The 22,579-nt window shown below is 72.5% G+C and carries 20 protein-coding genes and 3 pseudogenes; 11 read left to right on the plus strand and 12 right to left on the minus strand.

Annotation, left to right across the window (positions count from 1 at the left end; genetic code table 11):
- Nucleotides 1-56: 56 nt before the first annotated feature.
- Nucleotides 57-1,736, minus strand: coding sequence for a cytochrome c oxidase subunit I (ctaD, locus tag ACGFQC_RS34495; protein WP_363092737.1), 1,680 nt, complete (start codon nt 1,734-1,736; stop codon nt 57-59).
- Nucleotides 1,737-2,157: 421 nt separating this feature from the next.
- Here ctaD and ACGFQC_RS34500 point away from each other — a divergent pair, with 421 nt between their 5' ends.
- The gene (locus tag ACGFQC_RS34500; protein WP_363092736.1) at nt 2,158-2,373 is read left to right on the plus strand and encodes an I78 family peptidase inhibitor; all 216 of its coding nucleotides are present in this window, start codon (nt 2,158-2,160) and stop codon (nt 2,371-2,373) included.
- A gap of 59 nt (nt 2,374-2,432) precedes the next feature.
- Here ACGFQC_RS34500 and ACGFQC_RS34505 read toward each other — a convergent pair whose 3' ends face one another.
- Both ACGFQC_RS34505 and ACGFQC_RS34510 read right to left on the minus strand, forming a co-directional pair.
- Nucleotides 2,433-3,446, minus strand: a complete 1,014-nt coding sequence (locus ACGFQC_RS34505) for a phosphatase PAP2 family protein (protein WP_363092735.1) — start codon at nt 3,444-3,446, stop codon at nt 2,433-2,435.
- A gap of 238 nt (nt 3,447-3,684) precedes the next feature.
- On the minus strand, nt 3,685-4,851 hold the full coding sequence (locus tag ACGFQC_RS34510; protein ID WP_363092734.1) for a glycosyltransferase family 39 protein: 1,167 nt from the start codon (nt 4,849-4,851) through the stop codon (nt 3,685-3,687).
- Nucleotides 4,852-5,107: 256 nt separating this feature from the next.
- Here ACGFQC_RS34510 and ACGFQC_RS34515 point away from each other — a divergent pair, with 256 nt between their 5' ends.
- Both ACGFQC_RS34515 and ACGFQC_RS34520 read left to right on the plus strand, forming a co-directional pair.
- Complete coding sequence (locus ACGFQC_RS34515; RefSeq protein WP_363092733.1) at nt 5,108-6,703, plus strand: MFS transporter; 1,596 nt, start codon at nt 5,108-5,110, stop codon at nt 6,701-6,703.
- Nucleotides 6,704-6,906: 203 nt separating this feature from the next.
- Nucleotides 6,907-8,112: an acyl-CoA dehydrogenase family protein gene (locus ACGFQC_RS34520; RefSeq protein ID WP_363092732.1), complete on the plus strand. Its 1,206-nt coding sequence runs from the start codon at nt 6,907-6,909 to the stop codon at nt 8,110-8,112.
- Between the two features lie 36 nt (nt 8,113-8,148).
- Here the strand turns inward: ACGFQC_RS34520 and ACGFQC_RS34525 are convergent, their stop codons facing one another.
- Nucleotides 8,149-8,586 (minus strand): cell division protein SepF, encoded by a 438-nt coding sequence (locus tag ACGFQC_RS34525; RefSeq protein ID WP_363092731.1) that lies wholly within the window; start codon nt 8,584-8,586, stop codon nt 8,149-8,151.
- 365 nt (nt 8,587-8,951) lie between these two features.
- On the opposite strand from ACGFQC_RS34525, the gene ACGFQC_RS34530 reads away from it, so the two are divergent.
- From ACGFQC_RS34530 to ACGFQC_RS34540, 3 genes and pseudogenes are all read left to right on the plus strand, one after another.
- Nucleotides 8,952-10,133, plus strand: a complete 1,182-nt coding sequence (locus tag ACGFQC_RS34530) for a DUF5685 family protein (RefSeq protein WP_363092730.1) — start codon at nt 8,952-8,954, stop codon at nt 10,131-10,133.
- A 581-nt stretch (nt 10,134-10,714) separates the two neighbouring features.
- Nucleotides 10,715-11,620 carry a S1 family peptidase gene (locus ACGFQC_RS34535; protein ID WP_363092729.1) on the plus strand — a complete coding sequence of 302 codons (906 nt, stop codon included), beginning with the start codon at nt 10,715-10,717 and terminating at the stop codon, nt 11,618-11,620.
- A gap of 322 nt (nt 11,621-11,942) precedes the next feature.
- Nucleotides 11,943-12,968, plus strand: a pseudogene (locus ACGFQC_RS34540) (S1 family peptidase).
- A 153-nt stretch (nt 12,969-13,121) separates the two neighbouring features.
- Here the strand turns inward: ACGFQC_RS34540 and ACGFQC_RS34545 are convergent.
- Nucleotides 13,122-14,159, minus strand: coding sequence for a DUF3533 domain-containing protein (locus tag ACGFQC_RS34545; RefSeq protein WP_363092728.1), 1,038 nt, complete (start codon nt 14,157-14,159; stop codon nt 13,122-13,124).
- Between the two features lie 303 nt (nt 14,160-14,462).
- Nucleotides 14,463-14,837, minus strand: coding sequence for a cupin domain-containing protein (locus ACGFQC_RS34550; protein ID WP_363092727.1), 375 nt, complete (start codon nt 14,835-14,837; stop codon nt 14,463-14,465).
- Between the two features lie 98 nt (nt 14,838-14,935).
- On the opposite strand from ACGFQC_RS34550, the gene ACGFQC_RS34555 reads away from it, so the two are divergent.
- Nucleotides 14,936-15,379: a MarR family winged helix-turn-helix transcriptional regulator gene (locus ACGFQC_RS34555; RefSeq protein WP_363092726.1), complete on the plus strand. Its 444-nt coding sequence runs from the start codon at nt 14,936-14,938 to the stop codon at nt 15,377-15,379.
- Between the two features lie 189 nt (nt 15,380-15,568).
- Nucleotides 15,569-16,444 carry an alpha/beta fold hydrolase gene (locus ACGFQC_RS34560; protein ID WP_363092725.1) on the plus strand — a complete coding sequence of 292 codons (876 nt, stop codon included), beginning with the start codon at nt 15,569-15,571 and terminating at the stop codon, nt 16,442-16,444.
- A gap of 66 nt (nt 16,445-16,510) precedes the next feature.
- On the opposite strand, the gene ACGFQC_RS34565 is transcribed toward ACGFQC_RS34560, so the two are convergent.
- Nucleotides 16,511-17,575: a lytic polysaccharide monooxygenase gene (locus ACGFQC_RS34565; protein ID WP_363092724.1), complete on the minus strand. Its 1,065-nt coding sequence runs from the start codon at nt 17,573-17,575 to the stop codon at nt 16,511-16,513.
- Between the two features lie 141 nt (nt 17,576-17,716).
- Here ACGFQC_RS34565 and ACGFQC_RS34570 point away from each other — a divergent pair, with 141 nt between their 5' ends.
- A complete protein-coding gene (locus tag ACGFQC_RS34570) occupies nt 17,717-18,178 on the plus strand; it encodes a GNAT family N-acetyltransferase (RefSeq protein WP_363092723.1) in 462 nt (153 codons plus the stop codon).
- Nucleotides 18,179-18,218: 40 nt separating this feature from the next.
- Here ACGFQC_RS34570 and ACGFQC_RS34575 read toward each other — a convergent pair whose 3' ends face one another.
- Nucleotides 18,219-18,353 (minus strand): hypothetical protein, encoded by a 135-nt coding sequence (locus ACGFQC_RS34575; RefSeq protein ID WP_363092722.1) that lies wholly within the window; start codon nt 18,351-18,353, stop codon nt 18,219-18,221.
- 140 nt (nt 18,354-18,493) lie between these two features.
- Here ACGFQC_RS34575 and ACGFQC_RS34580 point away from each other — a divergent pair.
- Nucleotides 18,494-19,114: pseudogene (locus ACGFQC_RS34580) on the plus strand (class I SAM-dependent methyltransferase).
- Here the strand turns inward: ACGFQC_RS34580 and ACGFQC_RS34585 are convergent.
- Nucleotides 19,111-19,611, minus strand: a complete 501-nt coding sequence (locus tag ACGFQC_RS34585; protein WP_363092721.1) for a DUF402 domain-containing protein — start codon at nt 19,609-19,611, stop codon at nt 19,111-19,113. The pseudogene ACGFQC_RS34580 and the gene ACGFQC_RS34585 overlap by 4 nt on opposite strands.
- The gene (locus tag ACGFQC_RS34590; RefSeq protein ID WP_363092720.1) at nt 19,592-20,521 is read right to left on the minus strand and encodes a GNAT family N-acetyltransferase; all 930 of its coding nucleotides are present in this window, start codon (nt 20,519-20,521) and stop codon (nt 19,592-19,594) included. The genes ACGFQC_RS34585 and ACGFQC_RS34590 overlap by 20 nt, the downstream gene beginning before the upstream one ends.
- A 69-nt stretch (nt 20,522-20,590) precedes the next feature.
- Here ACGFQC_RS34590 and ACGFQC_RS34595 point away from each other — a divergent pair, with 69 nt between their 5' ends.
- Nucleotides 20,591-20,956, plus strand: a complete 366-nt coding sequence (locus tag ACGFQC_RS34595) for a GntR family transcriptional regulator (RefSeq protein ID WP_363092719.1) — start codon at nt 20,591-20,593, stop codon at nt 20,954-20,956.
- Here the strand turns inward: ACGFQC_RS34595 and ACGFQC_RS34600 are convergent.
- Nucleotides 20,956-21,186, minus strand: a pseudogene (locus ACGFQC_RS34600) (DUF72 domain-containing protein); the annotation flags it as partial. The gene ACGFQC_RS34595 and the pseudogene ACGFQC_RS34600 sit on opposite strands and share 1 nt — an antisense overlap.
- 15 nt (nt 21,187-21,201) lie before the next feature.
- Nucleotides 21,202-22,296, minus strand: coding sequence for a DUF5925 domain-containing protein (locus ACGFQC_RS34605; RefSeq protein ID WP_363092718.1), 1,095 nt, complete (start codon nt 22,294-22,296; stop codon nt 21,202-21,204).
- Nucleotides 22,297-22,579 lie beyond the last annotated feature (283 nt).

The following is a 22,579-nucleotide window of genomic DNA, read 5'->3' on the forward strand; positions in this document are numbered from 1 at the left end:
GTGCCCGGCCCCGTGGCCCGTCCGGCGTGCACGCCGGACGGGCCACGGGGCCTCGCTCACGAGCCCGCCTGGTGCTTCTCCGGCTCCGGCTGCGGGATCTCCGCCGCGTACTCGGGATGGCGCAGGTCGAACGCCGGGGACTCCGAGCGGATCCGGGGCAGCGTGGTGAAGTTGTGCCGGGGCGGCGGGCAGGAGGTCGTCCACTCCAGGGAGCGGCCGTAGCCCCAGGGGTCGTCGACCCCGACCTTCTCGCCGTACCTGGCGGTCTTCCAGACGTTGAGGAGGAACGGCAGTGTCGACAGGCCGAGCAGGAACGCGCCGATCGTGGAGACCGTGTTGAGGGCGGTGAAGCCGTCCGCGGCCAGGTAGTCCGGGTAGCGGCGCGGCATGCCCTCGGCGCCCAGCCAGTGCTGGACCAGGAACGTGGTGTGGAAGCCGATGAACAGCGTCCAGAACTGGATCTTGCCGAGTCGCTCGTCGAGCAGCTTGCCGGTGAACTTCGGCCACCAGAAGAAGAATCCGGCGAAGACCGCGAAGACCACCGTGCCGAAGACGACGTAGTGGAAGTGCGCCACCACGAAGTACGAGTCGGTGACGTGGAAGTCCAGCGGCGGCGAAGCCAGGATCACCCCGGTCAGACCGCCGAACAGGAACGTCACCAGGAAGCCGGCCGCCCACAGCATCGGCGTCTCGAAGGAGAGCGAGCCCTTCAGCATGGTTCCGGTCCAGTTGAAGAACTTCACGCCCGTCGGCACCGCGATCAGGAACGACAGCAACGAGAAGAACGGCAGCAGCACCGCGCCGGTGGCGAACATGTGGTGGGCCCAGACGACCACCGACAGCCCGGTGATCGCCATCGTCGCGCCGACCAGGGTCAGGTAGCCGAAGATCGGCTTGCGGCTGAAGACCGGGATGATCTCGGTGATGATCCCGAAGAACGGCAGCGCGATGATGTACACCTCGGGATGCCCGAAGAACCAGAAGAGGTGCTGCCACAGCAGCGCCCCGCCGTTGGCGGCCTCGAAGACCTGCGAGCCGAACCGCCGGTCCGCCTCGAGCACCAGCAGCGCCGCCGCCAGCACCGGGAACGCCAGCAGGATCAGGATCGACGTGAACAGCGTGTTCCAGGTGAAGATCGGCATCCGGAACATGGTCATGCCGGGCGCGCGCATCCCGATGATGGTGGTGATGAAGTTGACCGCGCCGAGGATCGTCCCGAAGCCGGCCAGCGCCAGCCCCATGATCCACAGGTCGGGGCCGAGGCCGGGGGAGTGCGTGGCGTTGTTGAGCGGCGCGTAGGCGAACCAGCCGAAGGCGGCGGGGCCCTCCGGTACCAGCAGCGAGCCGAGCACGATCACCCCGCCGAACAGGAACAGCCAGTACGACAGCATGTTCAGCCGGGGGAAGGCGACGTCGGGGGCGCCGATCTGGAGGGGCATCAGCTCGTTGGCGAAGCCCGCGAAGGACGGGGTCGCGAACAGCAGCAGCATGATCGTGCCGTGCAGGGTGAACAACTGGTTGAACTGCTGGTTGTCCACGATCTGCAGACCCGGGCGGGCCAGTTCGGCCCGCATGACCAGCGCCATGAACCCGCCGATCAGGAAGAACGCGAACGACGTGATCAGGTAGAGGTGCCCGATCTTCTTGTGGTCGGTGGTGGTCAGCCAGTCGACGACCACCCGGCCCCGCCTCCCGCCCGCGGTGCGCGCCGTCACCGGTACGGTCTCCGTCCCCATTGCTCGCTCGCCCCTTCGCTCGTCGCGTCCCGGGTCCCGCCCGCTCGAGCCGCACGGGTGCCCGCGAGCCGCCGCCATGATGCTCGCGCCGCCACAGGCCCGACAGCGGGCATACGGGGGATGTGTGGGGGAGCCGTGTATTTCCTATGAGGATCCGACTCCCGCGGAGCCCCGCGGAATCGAAAGGAAACGGGATCCGGGAACGGTTCCCCGGGAACTTTCCGCCGGGTAAGGGGAGGAGTCGGTAGGACACGCGGAAATGGCGGTCGAATAGGTGCGGAAGGCTGACGGAACCGCCCGTTCGGGTGATGGATTCGTACGGAAACTCGTGTCGGGATCCTGTGACAGAAGTGTGACCGTAGTGATCCACATCTCCCGTTCGGGGTTCCCGGAACGGCGGTCCCGGCCTAGCGTTGCGGGTATGGCACCGATTCCCACTCCGCCAGCGGAGCCCCAGGACAGTCCGGACGGATACGTCGGCCTCGAGAGCGGCCGGGCCGAGCGGCTCGCCCGTGAGCGAGGGTGGTCGGCGGTGCGTTCGCTGGCGCCCGGAACGATCATCACCATGGAGTACCGCGTGGGCCGGCTGAACTTCGAGGTGAGCGAAGGCCGGGTGACGCGGGCCTGGAAGGGGTGAGGCGCGCGGGGCCCGGTGTGTGCGCACCGGTGGGCCCCGCGCGTGAGGTCAGCCGCCGGTCAGGGGCGGGCGGCCGGGTTGGCCGAACCGTGCGGAAGCCGGTCCGCGTGCGGCGGGCGGCGACTGCCGGCCGGGGTGACCGGGGCGCGCTCCGCGCGGGTCGTGTGCGGGCCGGGGGCGAGGTAGACCGGCGCCCTGGGAGGACGGGCCGCAGTCTCGTGGACCGCGGTGGTCTCGTCCGGCCGGCCGGACGTGGCGCGCTGCGTGAGCGGCACGGCCACGGGTACCGGGGTCGGGACGGGCGCCGTCCTCGCGCGGCGGTCGCGCAGGCGGTCGCGCAGAGTGAAGATCCAGGCCTCGGTGCGGGCGATCAGCGGCTCGAACGCGGGCAGGGCCAGCAGGATCAGCAGCCCGGCGGCCCAGCCGAGGACCACGTCGCTCAGCCAGTGCGTACCGAGGTAGACCGTGGCCAGGCCGACGCCGAGCGAGGTCACCGCGGAGAGCGCGGACAGCCAGCGGCGGGCTCGTGGGGTGGAGGCCAGATAGGCCAGGATTCCCCAGGTCACGACCGCGTTGGCGGTGTGACCGCTGGGAAATATATCGCCGCCCAGACCCATCTCGTTCGAGCCGATGGCGGTGGCGTAGTGCGGCCCGAGACGGCCCATGCCGATCTTGGCGGCACCGACGGTGAGGTTCAGCAGCAGCAGCGACGTGCCGAGCGTGAGCAGGGGCCGCAGGGTGTGCTGGCGCCAGGATCTCCAGCCGAGCCAGGCGCAGATCATGACGGCGGTGGGTCCGCGCTGGCCGAGGACCACGTAGTAGTCCACGAACCAGTGGATCTCCGACCACTGCTGGTACGGCCGGAAGAACATGACCTGCCAGTCGAGGCGGACCAGCCACGAGGTGGTCACCACGAGCCACACGATCGCCAGGTAGAAGGCCAGGGTCGCCGAGAACAGCGCGACCCGGTGCCTGCTCATCTGCGGCACGTCGATGTGGGCCGGTCGTTCCGGCTCACGGTCGAGCCTTGCGAACACCCGGTCCAGACGGGTGAGGTTTCGTTCGGTACGCACCCAATCGACGTTACAGCGAGTGAGCGCGGTTACCTGCCGAATCCACGGCTTTGTGATGACGATGTGATGTGGGATTGCTCTCAGAAGGGTGAATATTCCACTGGAATCCGCAATCTCCGCACCGCGTTCCTCGCAATTCTTTTGATCATTCCGGGGGATGGTTTTGGCTTACTTATGAATGCGTTCACCGAATGCACTGCCGCCATTCTCCGTTCGCTCATCCGCCCGGCGGGACGGCTCAGGGCGGACCGGAGCCGTTCAGCCACCACGCGCCGTACGCGGCCGACGCCGCCGCGACCCCGCCGACGACCAGGGCCGATCGCCAGGGCCGCAGCCGCGCGAGGGCCGTGGCGAGGGGGAACAGCAGCGGGAAGGCGGGCAGCAGCAGACGCGGCTTCGAGCCGAAGTAGCCGGAGGCGCACAGTGCGAGCGTGAGGACGATTCCCGTGTGGACCAGCAGGGGGAGGGGCTGGCGTCCGCGCACGCCGGCGACGTAGAGCCGGATCAGCAGGACGACGCCGACGCCCAGGGCGAGACCGGCGAAGGCCGAGGGGATCGACGTGAACTTGCCGATGATGAACAGGGCGAAGGCGTGGCCGCCGTCGAAGCCGTTGCGCCAGCCCGCCTGGACGTCGAGATAGCCGAGCGGCCCCCTCCCGGTGCGGTGGCCGACCCAGAGGACGTAGCCGGCGGCACCCAGGGGCGCGAGGAGAAGCCCCAGGGCGCGCGGATCTATGCGCGCGCCCGGCGTGTCCGCCGCGCTCCGCTCTCGCACGAACGAGACCACGCCCGCCGCCCACACCGCCGCCACCACGGCGATCCCCACCGGGCGGGTCAGCCCGGCGAGCGACGCCAGCAGACCGGCGGTCACCCAGCTGCCGGTGAGGACCGCGTACAGCGACCAGGCCGCCAGCGCGGTGAACAACGACTCGCTGTACGCCATCGACTGCACGATCCCGACCGGCAGCACCGCCCACAGCAGCACCGCGCACACCCCGGCCCGGCGCCCGTACAGACGGTCGGCGACCGCGAAGATCCCCCAGGCCGCGGCGAGCGAGGCGACCAGGGAGACGGCGAAACCGGCGTCGGCGTACGACAGCGGCGTCAGCTCCGCGACCAGCCGCTCCAGCCACGGCAGCAGCGGGAAGAAGGCGAGGTTGGAATGGACGTCGCCGTTCGGCAGGCGCACCTCGTAGCCGTACCCCAGTTCGGCGACCCGGGTGTACCACAAGGAGTCCCAGCGGGCGGTCAGCAAGGTGTACGCGCTCTTGTCCCGTGCGGCGCTCCACACCGCCAGGACGAGCAGCCCCAGCGCGCGCACGGCCGCGTACCCCAGGAGAGCGGGTGCCGCCCGGCGCAGGGTCGGAGGGCCGGGCGGCGCCACCCGGGTCTCGAGATCGGTCACGGGGCGATTATCGGCGGCGCCCGGAAACGGAGGGTGCGCCGGGGTGCGACGGGCCGTGAGGAGAGTGGCGCACGCCACATTTTCGGCGGGGAACTGTGAGAGGTCCGCCACGTGGCCGACGCGCGAACTCGCGTACGCTGCGTGTCACTCGTCGTTCGTCGCGCGGGCCGGAGACCACCGCTCCTCTCCGGCCGAGCCCCGGGGAGTCCCCACCCCGCGAGCCCGCCGAACCGGGGAAAATCTGGGAGGTACGTTCATGTCCGGGACGACCACGGCCGCCGTTCGGTGGCGCCGTCGGGCGGCCGGGGCCGGTGCCAACCGCTGGGTCGTGCTGGTGGTGCTGTGCGTCAGCCTGCTCCTGGTCGCCGTCGACGCGACCGTGCTGCACGTGGCGGTGCCCGCCGTCACCGAGGACCTGCGGCCCGGCGCGATCGAACTGCTCTGGATCGTCGACACCTATCCCCTGGTCTGCGCCTCGCTGCTGATCCTGTTCGGCACGCTCGGCGACAGGATCGGCCGCAGACGGGTGCTGCTGCTCGGTTACGCGCTGTTCGGCGTGGCCTCCGCGCTCGCGGCGTTCGCCGGAAGCGGCGAGGTGCTCGTCCTCGCGCGGGCGCTGCTCGGCGTCGGCGGCGCGATGATCATGCCCGCGACGCTGTCCATCCTGCGCCAGGTCTTCCCCGACCGGCGGGAGCGGGCGCTCGCCATCGGCGTCTGGAGCGCCGTGGCCGCGGTCGGCGCGGCGGTCGGGCCGCTGCTCGGCGGCTTCCTGCTGGAGCACTTCTGGTGGGGCTCGGTCTTCCTCGTCAACATCCCCCTGATGCTGGTCAGCCTGCCGGTGGGCCGGCTGCTGCTGCCCGAGTCCAAGGGCGCCGGGGAGGGGCCGTGGGACGTCGTGGGCGCGCTGACGGCCGCCGCCGGACTGTTCGGCGCCGTCCTCGGCGTGAAGCGGCTGGGCAGCGGCGAACTGGGTCCGCTCACCCTGGTGCCGCTGGCCGCGGGCGCGCTGCTGATCGTGCTGTTCGTACGGCGTCAGCGGCGGCGTGCGCATCCGCTGGTGGACCTGCGCATGTTCGCGCGGCCCGCGTTCGGTACGGCGGTGGGGTGCATCGTGCTGGCGATGCTGGCGCTGGTGGGCCTGGAACTGATCGCGGCGCAGTACCTCCAGCTGGTGCTGGACCTGTCCCCGCTGGAGACGGGACTGCGCCTGCTGCCCCTGACCTTCGCGGCGATGGCCGCGGGGCTCGCCGGCGCGCGGCTGCTGCGGCGGTTCGGGCCGCGGCGGACGGTGTGCGCCGGGTTCTGCCTCACCGCCGCCGCGGTCGTCACCCTGACCGCGATGGGCGGGGCGGACAACCCGGCGCTGCTGCTGGTCGGCTTCCTGCTGCTCGGGTTCGGGCTGGAGACGACGCTGTTCGGGGCGTACGAGTCGATGCTGAGCGAGGCGCCGCCGGAGCAGGCGGGCGGGGCGGCGGCGATCGGCGAGACGTCGTACCAGCTGGGGGCCGGGATCGGGATCGCGCTGCTGGGCAGCGTGATGAACGCGGCCTACGCCCCGGGGTTGTCGTCGGTGCCGGGGGTGCCGGCCGCGGCGTCGGCGGCGGCGGGGAACTCGCTGGGCGAGGCGTACGAGGTCGCCGGGCGGCTCGGCGGGCCCGCCGGGGAGGTCCTGCGGCAGACGGCGCGGGACTGCTTCGTGCACGGACTGCACGTGACGCTGATGGTGAGCGCGGGGCTGTTGCTGCTGGGCGCGGTGATGGCGCTGCGGCTGCCGCGGGTGATGCAGTGCGAGGCCCCCGCGGTGCGGCTGCCCTCGCCCCGGGAGGCCGGGCAGCCGCGGGTCTCGGCCTGACGATCGGCCGGTCTCCCGCCCGCGCACCGCCCGGGGCGGCCCCCGCAAGGCCGGGCGTCCTCCGTGGCGCTGCGACGCCGGCGGCGGCTCTCCGTTCGCCACGCGCCCCGTGGGGGTGAGGGCTGGACGGGGTTCGCCGGGCGTCGTAACGTCGGGGGAGTTGCGTGACTAGCGGTGCTAGTTTTCAGGTTTCGGAGGGAATCATGTCGTCGTCCTCGGGGCCCGTGAGGTCTGTGCTGCCTCCTTTCGACCCGTCCGACCCCCTCGGGATCGACGATCTCCTGGACGACGAGGACCTCGCCGTACGGGACACCGTGCGCTCCTGGGCCGGGGACCGGGTGCTGCCGTACGTCGCCGAGTGGTACGAGAAGGGCGAACTGCCCCGGATCCGGGAGCTGGCGAGGGAACTGGGCGGGATCGGCGCCCTCGGCATGTCCCTCACGGGCTACGGGTGCGCCGGTGCCACCAACGTGCAGTACGGGCTGGCCTGCCTGGAGCTGGAGGCCGCCGACTCCGGGATCCGCTCGCTCGTCTCCGTCCAGGGCTCCCTCGCCATGTACGCCGTCCACCGGTTCGGCAGCGAGGAGCAGAAGCGGGCCTGGCTGCCGCGCATGGCCGCCGGTGAGGTCATCGGCTGCTTCGGGCTGACCGAGCCCGACCACGGTTCGGACCCCGCCGGCATGCGGACCCACGCCAGGAAGGACGGCTCCGACTGGGTCCTGAACGGGCGCAAGATGTGGATCACCAACGGGTCGGTCGCGGGCGTCGCCGTGGTGTGGGCGCAGACCGAGGACGGCATCCGGGGCTTCGTCGTACCCGCCGACGCCCCCGGGTTCTCCGCGCCCGAGATCAAGCACAAGTGGTCCCTGCGGGCCAGTGTCACCAGCGAACTCGTGCTGGACGACGTGCGGCTGCCCGCCGACGCCGTACTGCCGGAGGTCGTCGGGCTCAAGGGTCCGCTCAGCTGTCTGTCCCACGCCCGGTACGGGATCGTCTGGGGCGCGATGGGGGCGGCACGGGCCTGTTTCGAGACCGCCGTCGACTACGCGAAGTCGCGGGAGCAGTTCGGGCGGCCGATCGGTGGGTTCCAGCTCACCCAGGCCAAACTCGCCGACATGGCGGTCGAACTGCACAAGGGGATCCTGCTCGCCCACCACCTGGGGCGGCGCATGGACGCCGGCCGCCTGCGGCCCGAACAGGTCAGCTTCGGCAAGCTCAACAACGTGCGGGAGGCGATCGAGATCTGCCGTACGGCGCGGACGATCCTCGGGGCCAACGGGATCTCCCTCGAGTACCCCGTCATGCGGCACGCGACCAACCTCGAGTCGGTGCTGACCTACGAGGGCACCGTCGAGATGCACCAGCTCGTGCTGGGCAAGGCGCTCACCGGACTGGACGCCTTCCGCTGACCCCGGGAGGAGGCAGGGCCGGCGAGCGGCCCTGCCTCAGCTCTGGTTGAAGAAGCCGTCCGCGCGGCGCGCGGCCGGGTCGCCGTTGACGATCTCGGTGTTGGCGGGGCTGAGCAGGAACACCCGGGTCGACACCCGCTCGATCGAACCACGCAGACCGAAGATCAGCCCGGCCGCGAAGTCGACCACGCGCTTGGCGTCGGCGGCCTCCATGGCCGTGAGGTTCATGATGACCGGGACACCGTCGCGGAACAGCTCGCCGATCGCCCGCGCGTCCCGGAAGCTGTCCGGGGTCACGGTGCCGATCCGGCGGCCCCTCTCCTGGGCCGTGTCGGTGGCGACCTTCACCCGCGGGTCGGTGACCCAGGCGTCTCCGGGGTCGGTCCCCTCGGAATAGTCGTCGTCGTAGTAACGCTCGTCATCGTTGTCGTCGACGAGGCCAAGCCAGGCACTCGCCTTGCGTACCGATCCCATGGACGCCTCCTCTCACAGCGGTCATTCTTGCTTTCCGCATTCCCCATGGTCGTCCATGATGCGGATGTCGCGCCAAGTGGATAGACGCCGCGCGGGGGGTTTGTGACGCTACTGGTGCACAGTCGATCCGTCGAGAGTCCATGTGCCCCAAGGGTCGCGACTCATACGGCTGCTGACTGTGAGTGAAATATGATTCTTCACGGCGTACGGGTGAGTGGCGGAGCGTACGGGTGAGTGGTGGCGCGGAAGGGTGAACCGGGCGCGCCGTTCCCACGTGACGAGCGGTCGATACGATGCGGCGGCTGACGGCGGTCTCCACGACCGCTCGACGTCGCGGGGATCGACACACATCACGGGGGATCGACATGTTCGGGATCGTCAGGCCGTGCCGGCACCGGCTCGGTGAGGGGCTCAAGACCCAGTGGATGGCGCATTTGTGCGGGCTCTGCCTCGCCCTGCGGCGCGATCACGGACAGTTCGCGCGGATCGTCACCAACTACGACGGCCTGCTCGTCTCCGTTCTGACGGAGGCTCAGGCCGAACGGTCCGAGGGCGCGCGGCGTACGGCCGGGCCCTGTCCGTTGCGCGGTATGCGCTCCGCGTCCGTCGCACAGGGTGAGGGGGCCCGGCTCGCGGCGGCGGTCTCGCTGGTGCTGGCCGCCGCCAAGGTGCGCGACCACGTCGCCGACGGGGACGGGCTGCTGGCGCGCCGCCCGGTCGCCCTGGCCGCGCGCCGGGTGGCCACGGGCTGGGGGCGGGCGGGCGCGCGCGGCGGCTCCGCCGTCGGCTTCGACACGGCCGTCCTGGTGGACGCAGTGGACCGGCAGGTCGGCATCGAGGCACTCGCCGGGCCCGGCACACCGTTGCTGACCGTCACCGAGCCGACCGAGACGGCCACCGCCGCGGCCTTCGCCCACACCGCGGTCCTGGCGGGGCGGCCCGGCAACGCCGAGCCGCTCGCCGAGGCCGGCCGTCTCTTCGGCCGGCTCGCGCACCTCCTGGACGCCGTGGAGGACCGGGAGGCCGACGCCGCGTCCGGCGCCTGGAACCCGCTCACGGCCACCGGGACCTCCCTCACCCAGGCCCGACGGCTCGCGGACGACGCCGTGCACGGGATCCGGCTGGCGCTGCGCGACGCCGAGTTCACGGACGCCAGGCTCGCCCACGTGCTGCTCGTGCACGAGCTGCGCACCTCCGTGGACCGGGCCTTCGGCACGGCCTCGTGCGGACACGCGCACGCGCCGGAGCAGTACGGACCGCCGCCGGGCAACCCCTACGCCCCGTCCGGCCCCGGCAGTCCCCCGCCCCCGCGCCCGCCGCACCGGGACCGGCGCGGACTGCTCGCCGGGTGCCTGGTGTGGGCGGGCCTCGCCTGTACGTGCCAGATGTGCTGCGGCACGTACGAGGACCCGTGGACCCGGGAGCCCAAGGACGGGCTGTGCCAGCGCTGCGACTGCGACAACTGCTCGGACTGCTGCGACTGCTGTGACTGCTGCGGCAAGTGCTGCGACGGCTGCTGCTGCGACGGCTGCGGCTGCGACTGCTGAACCGCGCCCGGTGCGGGTGCCGTCGGCGGTGAGCCTGCCGACGGCCACCCGGCGCGGCCGACGCCGGCGACGGTCCCACCCGGCGCGGCCGACGCCGGCGACGGTCCCGCCCGCCGCGTCCTCGCCCGGTACGCCGAGGTCGTACCGGGCGAGGGTGACGAACCGGGCGAGGGCCCGGCCGGTCGGTCCGTACGCGGGAGGGCCGGCGTGACGTCCCGCAGGGGCTGCTTCCGGACATCCCGTGGCGCGGGCGGCCGAAGGCGTGGGAACGCTGCCCGCGGCGTCGATGCCGGCGCGTCGACGCCCTTGCGCACGAACCGAGTTGCTCTGTACCGGGGCGCTTCGTGCCGTACGGCGGGAAGCGCTGCGGCCGGCCGGCCGGGCCCCGGCTCGCACAGGTGGTTCAAGGATCGACGGCCGAAAGGCGCCCTTGCGCCGACCGGCCGTTCGATCGAATACTCCCCCTCAGCGCTTGTCAGGGGCATGGTCTGTTCGTGATCCGGTCACCCGGTGCCCTCGACTGCGCCTCACGGGCCCCGACCCCACGCGGGCCCCCGATTTCCCCTGGGAGGGAACGAAACGTGAGGATCAAGCGCACCACCCCCACGAACGGCATCACGAGACGCACCCGGCTGATCGCCGTCACCACCGGACTCGTGGCCGCCGCCGCCGTCGCCATCCCCCACGCGAACGCCGCGGACACCACCCCCTTCAGCGCCGCCGAACTCAAGAGCGCCGGCAGCGCGGTGCTCAAGGCCGACGTCCCGGGCACCGCCTGGGCGGTCGACAGCAAGACCAACCGGCTCGTCGTCACCGTCGACAGCACGGTGTCCCAGGCCGAGATCGCGAAGATCAAGGAGCAGGCGGGCGGCAACGCCGACGCCCTGACGATCAAGCGGACCGAGGGCAAGTTCCAGAAGTACATCCAGGGCGGCGACGCCATCTATGCGAGTAGCTGGCGCTGCTCCCTCGGCTTCAACGTCCGCGACAGCGCGGGCAACTACTACTTCCTGACCGCCGGTCACTGCACCGACGGCGCCGGCACGTGGTGGTCCAACTCGGCGCACACCACGACGCTCGGTACCACGTCGGGTTCGAGCTTCCCGACGAACGACTACGGCATCGTCCGGTACACCAACACCTCGGTGGCCAAGGCGGGCACGGCCGGCGGCGTGGACATCACCCGCGCGGCCAACCCGACCGTGGGCACCACCGTCTACCGTGACGGCTCGACCACCGGCACCCACAGCGGACGGGTCACCGCGCTCAACGCGACCGTCAACTACGGTGGCGGCGACGTCGTCTACGGCATGATCCAGACCAACGTCTGCGCCGAGGGCGGCGACTCCGGCGGCTCGCTCTACGGCAGCAACGGCGTGGCCTACGGCCTGACCTCCGGCGGCAGCGGCAACTGCACCTCCGGCGGCACGACGTTCTTCCAGCCCGTGGTGGAGGCGCTGAACGCGTACGGCGTCAGCGTCTTCTAGCCCGGACGCACGGCTTCGGCCGGCAGCAGGGGAGCCCTCGCACGCGGTCGGCGTGCGGGGGCTCCCGCACGTCCGCGCGAGTCCGCGCAGACCGGCGGTATTTGCAATTCGAACTACTCTCGTCGTGGCCCGAGTCGGCCGCCGGGCCGGCCCCCGGGGTGGTGAAGGCGGGAAGGGCGCGCGGTGTTCACGCTGTGCGCGTCCTCGGTTCGACCTTGTGTGCTCCCCGTGCGGTTCGGAAGAGTGGGTGCCCGTCAACCCGGCCTCGCGGGCTGGTCGGCCCCCACTGCCGTCCGGCCCGTCCCCCCACAGGAGAACCGAGTTGAAGCACCGACGCATATCCGGCGACGGACCGTCATGACCGCAGCGGGCATCGCCGCTCTCGTCGTCGCGGGTGTCACCTTCCAGACTGCGAACGCCAGCGAAACCCGAAGCACCGTCCCTGGGGACTGAGCGAGAGTGAGTCCTGTTGCCAGAACCCGTGCTCAGCCGGACGCCCCGAACGGTGTTGGGTGTCCTGGTCGACCGCGTTCGCTCCGCGTCCGGCGCGCACGGATCGTGTCCGTGGTCCAGGGATGCGGGGGCGGTGTCCCTCACGCCCCGGGGCCTCCGGGCCGGCCTGGACGCTCCGATGCCCCACACGATCGCTCCGGTCGTGTGGGGGCGGTGCCGTCCGTCGCCGGATCGGGTGCCCCAGGGCGCGTCTGCCGATCGCCACGGCGGCCGCGTCGTGGCGCGTGGGCTTGTGGCTCTTGGCCGGCGGACCCAGGGCGAGTTCAAACCCTTCGTGGCGGGCGGCGACGCGATCACCGGCGGCGGGCGCTGCTCGCTCGGCTTCAACGTGGTCAAGGGCGGCGAGCCCTACTTCCTGACCGCCGGTCACTGCACCGAGTCCGTCTCCACCTGGTCGGACTCCTCCGGTGCCGAGATCGGCACCAACGAGACCTCCAGCCTCCCCGGCGACGACTACGGCCTGGTCAAGTACACGGCAGAGGTCGACCACCCGAGCGAGGCCAACCTCTACAACGGCTCGGCCCAGGCCATCACCGGCGCCGCCGAGGCCACCGTCGGCATGAAGGCCACCCGCAGCGGCTCGACGACCCAGGTGCACGAGGGCACGGTCACCGGTCTGGACGCCACCGTGAACTACGGCAACGGAGACATCGTCACCGGCCTCGTCCAGACCGACGTCTGCGCCGGGCCGGGCGACAGCGGCGGCTCCCTCTTCGCGGGCGCCAGCGCGATCGGCCTCACCTCCGGCGGCAGCGGCGACTGCGCCTCGGGCGGGGAGACGTTCTTCCAGCCGGTCACGGAGGCACTGTCGGCGACGGGCACCCGGATCGGCTGACGCCCTTGGCCTCCGGGTCCGTCCGGGCTTGGGCCCCAGGCCTTGTTCGAGCAGGTGGGCGGCTTCGCGGCGGACCTCGGCCGGGTCCTCGGCCGGGAGGAGTCCCGCCCCGTGCGACCAGCAGGGGCGGGACTTCCGCGTCGTACCGACGCCTCAGGGGCCGGCTCGCCGGGTGCGCAGGGCCGTCGCCAGCAGGGTGATCGCGGTTCCGGCGACCGCCCACGCCGACAGGACCAGCAGGGCGGACGTCATGGCGTTGCCCTCGAAGTACGCGATCGACCGCGCGGCCCAGGTGCCCGCGCCCGGCGGCAGGGCCGGGCCGACCGCCTTCCAGAAGGGCGGCAGCAGCGGAGGAGGCAGGGCGCCGCCCGCGCTCGGGTTGCCCAGGATCACCACGACCAGGATGGCCAGGCCGATGCCGGCGAGCCCGAAGACGGCCTGGCAGGCGAGGGTGGCCGCGCCGACCGCGAAGATGATCAGGGCGCCGAGTCCCCAGAGGGCCGGGAAGCCGCCGGGCAGCGCGCCCAGGACCGGCCCGGCGATCAGGGCGCCCCCGAGTCCGCCGAGGAGCGCGACGAGAACCATGGCGGCCAGCCGGATCGTCGCCCGTCGCGGCGTGGAACGGGCGGCGCCCGCACTGATCGTCATGATCGACGCGCAGAGGTAGCCGCCCACGCACCAGCCCACGGTCACGTAGAAGGACGACAGTCCGTTGGCGTCGCCGGTCTCGGCCGGGGCCACGTCGACGGTCCGTACCGTGCGGCCTTCGGACTTCTCCACGCGGGTGGTGAGCGTCTCCAGGGTGGTGGCCAGCACCCGGCCGCCTCCCGTGGCGACCAGGAGGGTGTCGGTGGTGCCGGCCGGACCGACGATCAGCGCGCCGTCGATCTTCCGGTCCAGGATCTGCTTCCGGGCCGTCGCCCGGTCGGCCACCGTCCGCGGGTCCAGCGGCCCGCCCGGGAGCCCCGCCAGCCGGGTCACCGTCCGCTCGGCCACGGCCTGGGGCGCGACGACCCCGAAGGGCACGTCCCTGGGGCGCGGATCGTGCAGCGCGCCCACGTAGGAGGCGATGAAGAGCAGGTGCAGGGCGAGCACGCCGATGACCAGCAGGGTGGCGCGCGGGGTGACCGCGTCCTTCACCTCGGCGAGGAGGGAACGGTCGGGAGGCGGTGCGCCGAGGGCCTGTGACATGTCCCCACCGTCCGGCTTCGAGGGGAGGGGCGCAGGCGGGAGGGAGCCGAACGGACGTCATGCGTGTGTTCGGGGCGTGGTCCACAGTGAGGGCGGGGGAGAGGGAGTGGGGGTGGGGAGTGGGGAGTGGGGGGAAGCGTTCGGGGATGTGTTTCCGAGGACTGCTCGGCGCCGGGCACCCGCGGACCGGCCGCAGCGGGTACGACGGGTCCCCGTACGGAAGGGCCGCCCGTGACGACGCGGGCCGCAACCGGGTGGGCCGTCCGCCGGAGCCGGTCCGCTCCGAGGTGTTCGCCGCCGGGGTCAGTTCGCCCACGGGGGAGTGAGCAGGGTTCCGTCGGCCAGTTCCGCCGTCAGGCCGACGGAGGTGGTGACCCAGGTGAGCGCGGTGTGATCGGTGGGGTTCTCCACGCTCAGGGTCGATCCGGCGTTGACGATCACGGTGTCGCCCGCACCGACCCGCTCGGTGCGGCCGTCGAGCGTGAGGGCCAGCTCGCCGACGAGGACGTGGAGGATCTCCTCCCGGCTGACGGTGTGCGCGGGAGCCTTCGTCCCCGGCGGGATCTCGCCCCGCCAGGCGGCCAGCTCCTTGCTGCCGGTGCCGGGAGTCGCGTACGAGACGAAGCGGGCGCCGTGGATCTCGTGCGTCACGGCGTCGGAGGAACGGACGAACGGCATGGGTGTCTCCTCGGAATACGGTCAACCAGCTTGACTAAATGGACTGTGTCCATGGTCAAGCCGCTTGACCGAAACGTCAACGGTGTTTGAATGCGGACGTGCAGAAATCCGAAGCCCTCGCCCTGACCGCCGCCCTGCTCGCCGTGGCCGGCGATCTCACGCGACGCATCAACGACGGCGTGGAGGCGCGCGGGTTCGAGGGGCGGCCCGCCTACGGCTTCGCCTTCGCGCGGCTCGCTCCGGACGGGGCGACCGTCACCGAGCTGGCCGCGCACCTCGGGGTGACCAAGCAGGCCGCCAGTCAGCTCGTCGACGAGCTGGTCCGCAAGGGGTACGCCGAGCGGCGGCCGCATCCCGTGGACGCGCGCGCCCGGCTGGTCGTCCTCACCGGACGGGGCTGGGACTGCACCCGCGCCGCGGAGGAGGCCGCCGCCGACGCCGTACGGGCCTGGGCCGAGGTTCTCGGGGAGGGAGAAGTGCGCGTGTTGTGCGACCGTTTGGGGCGAATCGCCCCCAACGGCTCTCTCAGGCCCACCTGGTGACCCTGTGTCAGTCGCCCCCCCCGGGCCCTTGCCCCCGTCGACCGTCGACCGTCGACGGAAGTTTTGCCGACGCGTAACTTCACACTTCACCTACTCGCCCGTAACTTGACGAGTGAACAGCATCCTCGTGATCCGGATCACCAGGCGTAAGGCCGTCGAACCTCCCCTGAGCCGCGAGGAGATCACGCGATGCTGCCCTGGAAACGCCTGCTCGGACCGCTCACCGCCCTGCTGCTGGCGATCGCGGCCACCGCCGTCCCCGCCGCCGCGGCCGCGACCACCGCCCACGCCGCCACCGCCTCGGGCCGGGGAGGCTGGAACGACTACGACTGCGAGCCCGCCGCCGCCCACCCCCGCCCCGTCGTCCTCGTCCACGGCACCTTCGGCAACTCCGTCGACAACTGGCTCGGCCTCGCGCCGTACCTGAAGCACCGCGGGTACTGCGTCTTCTCCCTCGACTACGGCCGGTTGCCCGGCGTCCCCCTCTTCCACGGCCTCGGTCCCGTCGACAGGTCGGCGGAACAGCTGTCCGTCTACGTCGACAGGGTCCTCGCCGCGACCGGCGCCACCGAGACCGACCTCGTCGGCCACTCGCAGGGCGGCATGATGCCCCGCTACTACCTCAAGTTCCTCGGCGGGGCCGCCAAGGTGAACGCCCTCGTCGGCATCGCCCCCAGCAACCACGGCACCACCCTCGGCGGGCTGACCAACCTGCTGCCCCTCTTCCCCGGAGCCGAGGACCTCCTCACCACCGCCACCCCGGCCCTCGCCCAGCAGATCGCCGGCTCCGACTTCATGACGAAGCTGAATGAGGGCGGCGACACCGTCCCCGGCGTCCGCTACACCGTCATCGCGACCCGGTACGACGAGGTGGTGACGCCGTACCGGACGCAGTTCCTGAGCGGGCCGAACGTCAGGAACGTCCTCGTCCAGGACCTCTGCCCGCTCGATCTGTCCGAGCACGCGCTGCTCGGACTGACCGACCGGATCGCCTTCCACGAGGTGGCCAACGCGCTCGACCCGGCCCACGCCACCCGCACCACCTGCGCGTCCGTCCTCGGCTGACGCGCAGGTGGTTCCGCCGGGGCCTGTCCGGCCTGAGCCGCCGGTCAGGCCCCGGAGTCCGTCGGGTCAGCGGCCGCTCCGGCCACCGCCCACCGCACGCCGCCGCACCGACGCGAACAGCACGCCCGCCCCCAGTGCCAGGACGGCCGCCCCGCCGACCGCGAGGTACGGCGTGCTGCCGTCGCCGCCGGTCTCGGCGAGACCGGCGGCGGTCCCGGCCGCCTTCGGCTCGTTGGCCTCGGCGGCGGGGGGCGCCGAGGCCGGGTCCGTCGTGGTGGCGGGGTCGTCGTCACCGTGACCGCCGTGCTCGACCGTCGACTTGTCGGCCCCCTCCTCGATCTGCTCCTCGGACGGCGCGGACGCGGCCGGTGCCGGGGCGGAGCCACCGGCCGGGCCGCCGGTGGAACCGCTCGCGGAACCGGCCGGGGGAACGCCGGTGGACCCGCTCCCGGAACTGCCCTCCGAACCACTCCCCGAACCGCTCTCCGTCCCGCCGAAGGTGACGTCCGAGCAGGAGTAGAACGCCTCCGGGCTGTCCGAGCGCTGCCACACCGCGTACAGCACGTGCCGCCCCGAACGCTCGGGCAGTGTGCCGGAGAACGTGTAGAAACCGCCTGCCGCGACCGGGTCGACGGCTGTCGCCACCGGATGCTCCAGGTCCAGGTCGGACCAGGCCAGCGGCTGCGCGGGGTCGTAACCCGGCTTGGTGACGTACACCGTGAAGGTGCCCTTGTGCGGGGCGGTCACCCGGTACCTGAAGGTGGAGGAACCGCCGCGCACGCTCGTCGCCGGCCAGTCCGCGCGGGCCAGGTCGAGGCCCTTGAACGCGGCGTTGTTCGCGCTGCACAGCCTGCCGTCCGGGATCAGCTCCCGGTGCCGGCCGGCGGCGTCGCCGATGCGGATGCCGTTCCAGTCGTACAGCGCCTGCGTCCCGCCCGCCGCGACCGCCGCCTCGCAGGCGTCCGACCGCGGACTCTCGGGGCCCTCCGCGTAACACTGCGCGACGCGGCTGACCGGGTCGCCCATCGAGCCGTGCGCGGCCGCGGGACCCGCGACCAGCACGGACAGCGCGGTCAGGGCCAGCGGGGCCGGGCCCAGGGCGGTGGCGGCGGCCTTGCGGCGTGCGGGCATGGGGGATCTCCTCGGAACCGGTGCTCATGTGTGCCGGAACCAAGAAACCCCGAAACCGTCCGGCGGGGAGCTCCGCCGGCGATCTTTAGGGTCCCCTTAAGGACCTGCTGAGGCAGGGATCAGGTAGGTGGCGTGCACGGCATGGCCAACGACGGGATCCGGCCCGCGACCCAGGCCGACGTACCGGCCGTCACGACCGTGACCGATGCCGCGTACCGCCCCTACGTCGAGCGCATCGGCGTCGTGCCGCAGCCCATGGAGGCGGACCACGCGGCGGACGTGGCGGCCGGAAAGGTGTTCGTCACCGGGCATCCCGTCATCGGCCTGGTGGTGGTCGAGGAGTCCGGGCAGGGGCCGCCGGGCCACCTGCTCCTCGAGAGCGTCGCCGTCCACCCCGACGCCCGGGGGACGGGCGTGGGGCGGCGGCTGCTGCACTTCGTCGACGCACACGCGCGTGCGCTGGGCCCGCACGAGGTCAGGCTCTTCACGAACGCGCTCATGTGGGAGAACCAGCGGATCTACCCCAGGTACGGCTATCAGGCCGTGGAGCGCCGGGTCGACGGGCCCTACGACCGCGTCCACCACCGCAAACGGCTGGACTGACGCGGACCGCGGGCGCGGCTCAGCGGGCCACAGGTGCGACTCACCCGTCGGGCCACCAGGTGCGCGCGATGTCCTCGCGCACCTCGGGACGTCCGGCGGGGCGCTCGCGGGTCTCCTCACGGACCCTGCGGGATTCCGTCTTCTTCAGGGGCTTCTGCACGGTCGTACGGCGCATGGCTGCCTCCTTTGGGGGCCACCGAGTTCCGCGTTCTCACGGAGGCAGACCCGTTCCGGGAGAGTTCCTCATCGCGGCCCGTTCTGTCAGTGGCGGCTGTCACGATTCGAATGTCAGTGGCGGGTGCCACTCTTGAGCACATGGCACACCACAGTGACGGGACGACCTCGGTGCGTGTCGACTGGGACGCGCGGGCCGCCGCCTTCGACGAGGAACCGGACCACGGGCTGCGCGACCCCGAAGTGCGCGCCGCGTGGGCGGACCGGCTGCGCGACTGGCTCCCGGACCCTCCCGGCGACCTCCTCGACCTCGGCTGCGGCACCGGCAGCCTGTCGCTCCTGGCCGCCGAGCGCGGACACCGCGTGACCGGCGTCGACCTCTCGCCGGCCATGATCGACAGGGCCCGCGCCAAACTCGCCGGGCGTGACGCGGTGTTCCTGGTCGGTGACGCGGCGGCGCCCCCGGTCGGGGAGGAGCGCTTCGGCACCGTCCTCGTACGGCATGTGCTGTGGACCCTGCCCGACCCCGGCCGCGCCCTGCGGCGCTGATGCGACCTGCTGCGCCCCGGCGGCCGGCTCGTGCTGGTCGAGGGCGTGTGGGGCACCCTCAGCCCCGTCGGCATGCCGGCGGACCGGCTCACCGCCCTGCTGACCCCGCTCACCGGCCACGCGCGCGTGGAGCGGCTCTCGGACGACCCACGGCTGTGGGGGAGGGCGGTGGAGGACGAGCGGTACGCGGTGGTGGCGACCGTGCCGTCCTAGCCGGTCAGTTCCCCGAAGCGGTCCCCGCGGGCCAGCGCCTCCAGCTCGTCGAGCGCCCTCACCGCGGCGGCCGCCGCCTCCGGGTCCCGCTGGGCCAGCCCGCTCCGCGCGAACTCGTCCTCGTCCAGCCGCCGTACGTCGCCGCCGTCGGCGGAGCGCCACAGGTCCAGGTCGAGATCCTCCACGACCAGCTCGGTGCCGGTGAGGGCCGCGGGGCGGGTGACGTCGCAGTACCAGCCCTTCAGCACGCCGGACGCGCCGCGGACCTCCTTCACGGAGTACCAGCGGTCCCGCCAGTAGTACTCCGTGAAGACGTCACCCGGCTCGAACCGCACGAAGCCGAAGTCCCGTACGCCCTCGCCCGCCCAGGGGGCCCGGACGGCGATCCTGGTGCCGTCGTCGAAGAGCAGCTCGGCGGGGTAGCGGATCTTCGTCCGGCCGCCCTTGACGAGGACGACGTCCACGAGCCGGGCGGAGTCAGTCGAGTTCACGGGCATGGCGCACCTCCGTCGCACAGATCTCGTAACCGAACCACTTGTTGACGGCGAGCATCGGGCCGTTGCCGGCGTCGTTGCCGGTGAACGCCTCCCGGTGTCCCGCGGCGCGGGCACGGTGCAGCGAGGCGTTCTTGACGAGTTTGGCCAGGCCCCGGCCGCGGTGGGCGCGGGCCGTGCCGGTCATGCCCGTGGCGTAGCGGGTCGCGCCGTCGGTGCGGGCCGCGGTGAAAGCGGCGGGACGGCCCTCGACGACGGCGACCGCGGTCAGGTCGAGGTCGAGCAGCGGATGCCGCCAGGTCTCCTCCAGCCAGGCCTCGTAGTCGGTGAGCTCGGCGTCGATGTCGCCCGGTTCGTCCGCGGTCACCTCGGCGTCCAGCTCGAACAACGGGCGGGGGTCGTCCGCGAAGTCGGCGGCGGTGCGCAGTTCGACACCGGGCGGAGGGTCCTGCAGCGGGGGCAGCGCGCCGCTCGCCAGGTCCAGGCGGAGGAAGTGCGCGGACCGGCTCGCCCGGTAGCCGCGCCGTTCGGCGAAGCCGCGGTCGTCCGGCTCGTCCAGGACCCAGGCGAACGACCGCGTCGCCCCGTGGGCCGTCAGGTGCTCCTCGCCCGCTCGCGTCAGCCTCGACCCCGCCCCGCGGCCCCGGTGCGCCGGGTGCACGTACACGTTGAGGGAGCCCTGGCCGGGTTCCGGGCTGTCGTGGGCGAGGCCCACCTGGGCCGTGCCGACGATCTCGCCGCCGTCCTCGGCGACGAGCATGCGGAAACGGGCGTCGGGACGGATACGGGTGAGGTCGTGGATCACGGAGGCCGGGGTGGACACCATGAACGGCAGGGCGGCCCGCCGTACCCGGACGAAGCCCTCCACGTCCGCCGGCACCCCGGGACGCAGATCGCGCACGATGATGGTCATGCGCCGCACGCTATGCGTCCGGCCTGCCGGATGCCTCCCATTTTCCGGCGGGTGCGGGACAATCGGGCCGTGACCTTGAAGATCGACATCGTTGAGGGCGTCGCGCCGTACGAACAGGTGAGGGCGCAGATCGCCGAGCAGGCCCGGTCGGGGGCGCTGCCCGTGGGCCATCGGCTGCCCACCGTGCGGGGCCTGGCCGAGTCGCTGGGCCTGGCGGCGAACACGGTCGCCAAGGCCTACCGGGCGCTGGAGACGGACGGCGTGATCGAGACCCGCGGGCGCAACGGCACGTTCGTCGCCGCCGCGGGCTCGGCGGCGGAGCGGGAACTCGCCGCCGCCGCGCAGACCTACGCGGAGCGGGCCCGCCGACTGGGCCTGGGCGAGCAGGAGGCCCTGGCCGCGGTCCGGGACGCCCTGCGAGCGTCCAGCGGCTGAGTGAGGGGGCGACTGGCCTTGACCGCGACGACGAAGTCCGGCGGGACCCGTTCGGCCCAGGACACGAACGTCTCCCGCGAGGGCAGCCGGTAGAAGGCGTTGTTGATCTCGACGGTGGCGAAGTGCGCCGCGTACTCCTCCAGCCACCGTCGCACCGGCACGTCGGCCGGGTACAGGACGCCCCTCCAGTCCTTGTACTGCCGGCCCGCCGTGCCGACGAACAGGGTCACGCATCCATCAAAGCACTACAGGTACAGCCCGGCGTCGGCCCCGCCGCGGGGCTCCGGCAGCGATGTGGGGGAGGTGCCCCGGCGCAGTGCGTACAACTCGGCGAGGGTGGCGCCCTCGCGGCCGACGCCCTCCTCGGTGCCGAGCCAGTCCACCGCCTCCCGGCGGGTCAGCGGCCCGACCTCGATCCGGGCCAGGCAGCGGCCCGGCCGCACGACCGCCGGATGCAGCCGCTCCAGGTCCTCGTTGGTGGTCACCCCGACCAGGACGTTGCGTCCCTGGCCGAGCAGGCCGTCGGTGAGGTTGAGCAGCCGGGAGAGGGCCTGGCCCGCGGTGTGCTTGGCCCCGCCGCGGATCAGCTCGTCGCAGTCCTCCAGCAGGAGCAGCCGCCAGCGGCCCTTGCCGGGGCCGTCCTCCTCGCCGATCGCGATGTCCATCAGATAGCCGACGTCGGAGAACAGACGCTCGGGGTCCAGGACGCAGTCGACCTGGCACCAGTCCCGCCAGGAGCGGGCGAGGGTGCGCAGCGCGGAGGTCTTGCCGGTGCCGGGCGGGCCGTGCAGCAGGAGCAGCCGGCCGGCGATGTCGTCGGAGGTCGTCCCCATCAGGCGGTCCATCGCCTCGGCGACGGGTGCCGTGTAGTTGGGGCGGATCTCGTCCCAGGTGCCCGCGGTGATCTGGCGGGTGGTGCGGTGCGGGCCGCGCCGCGGGGAGACGTACCAGAAGCCCATGGTGACGTTCTCCGGCTGGGGCTCGGGTTCGTCCGCCGCGCCGTCGGTGGCCTCGTCGAGCACCTTCGCGGCCAGCTCGGCGCTGGTCGCGGTGACGGTGACGTCCGCGCCGCGGTTCCAGCGGGACACCAGCAGCGTCCAGCCGTCGCCCTCGGCCAGCGTGGCGCTGCGGTCGTCGTCGCGGGCGACGCGCAGCACGCGCGCGTGGGGCGGGACCAGGTCGGCGCCGGAGCGGACGCGGTCGATGTTCACCGCGTGGGAGTAAGGCTGCTCGCCCGTCGCGAAGCGGCCGAGGAACAGCGCGTCGACGACGTCGGACGGGGAGTCGGAGTCGTCGACGTTGAGCCGCATCGGCAGGGCGTCGTGTGGGTGCGCGGACATGCCCGCCATGATCCGGTACCGGCGGTCCGTGTGCACCCGGTTTCCGTACTGCGCGCCGGTGTGTCGGATCTGTCCGGTGCCTGCGGTGCCTGCGGTGCCTGCGGTGCCTGCGGTGCCTGCGGTGCCTGCGGTGCCCGCGGTGCGCCGGAAGGCGCGGCCGGGAACCGCTCCCCGGGCCGCGCCCTCCGGCGCGGGGCCACCGAACCGGCCCGTGCCGCGCCTTCCGGCGCGAGGCCTCCGCGGCCGACCCGTGCCGTGCCTTCCGCCTCGGACCGTCGGACCG

The organism is Streptomyces sp. NPDC048734 (assembly GCF_043198675.1).
GTDB lineage: Bacteria > Actinomycetota > Actinomycetes > Streptomycetales > Streptomycetaceae > Streptomyces.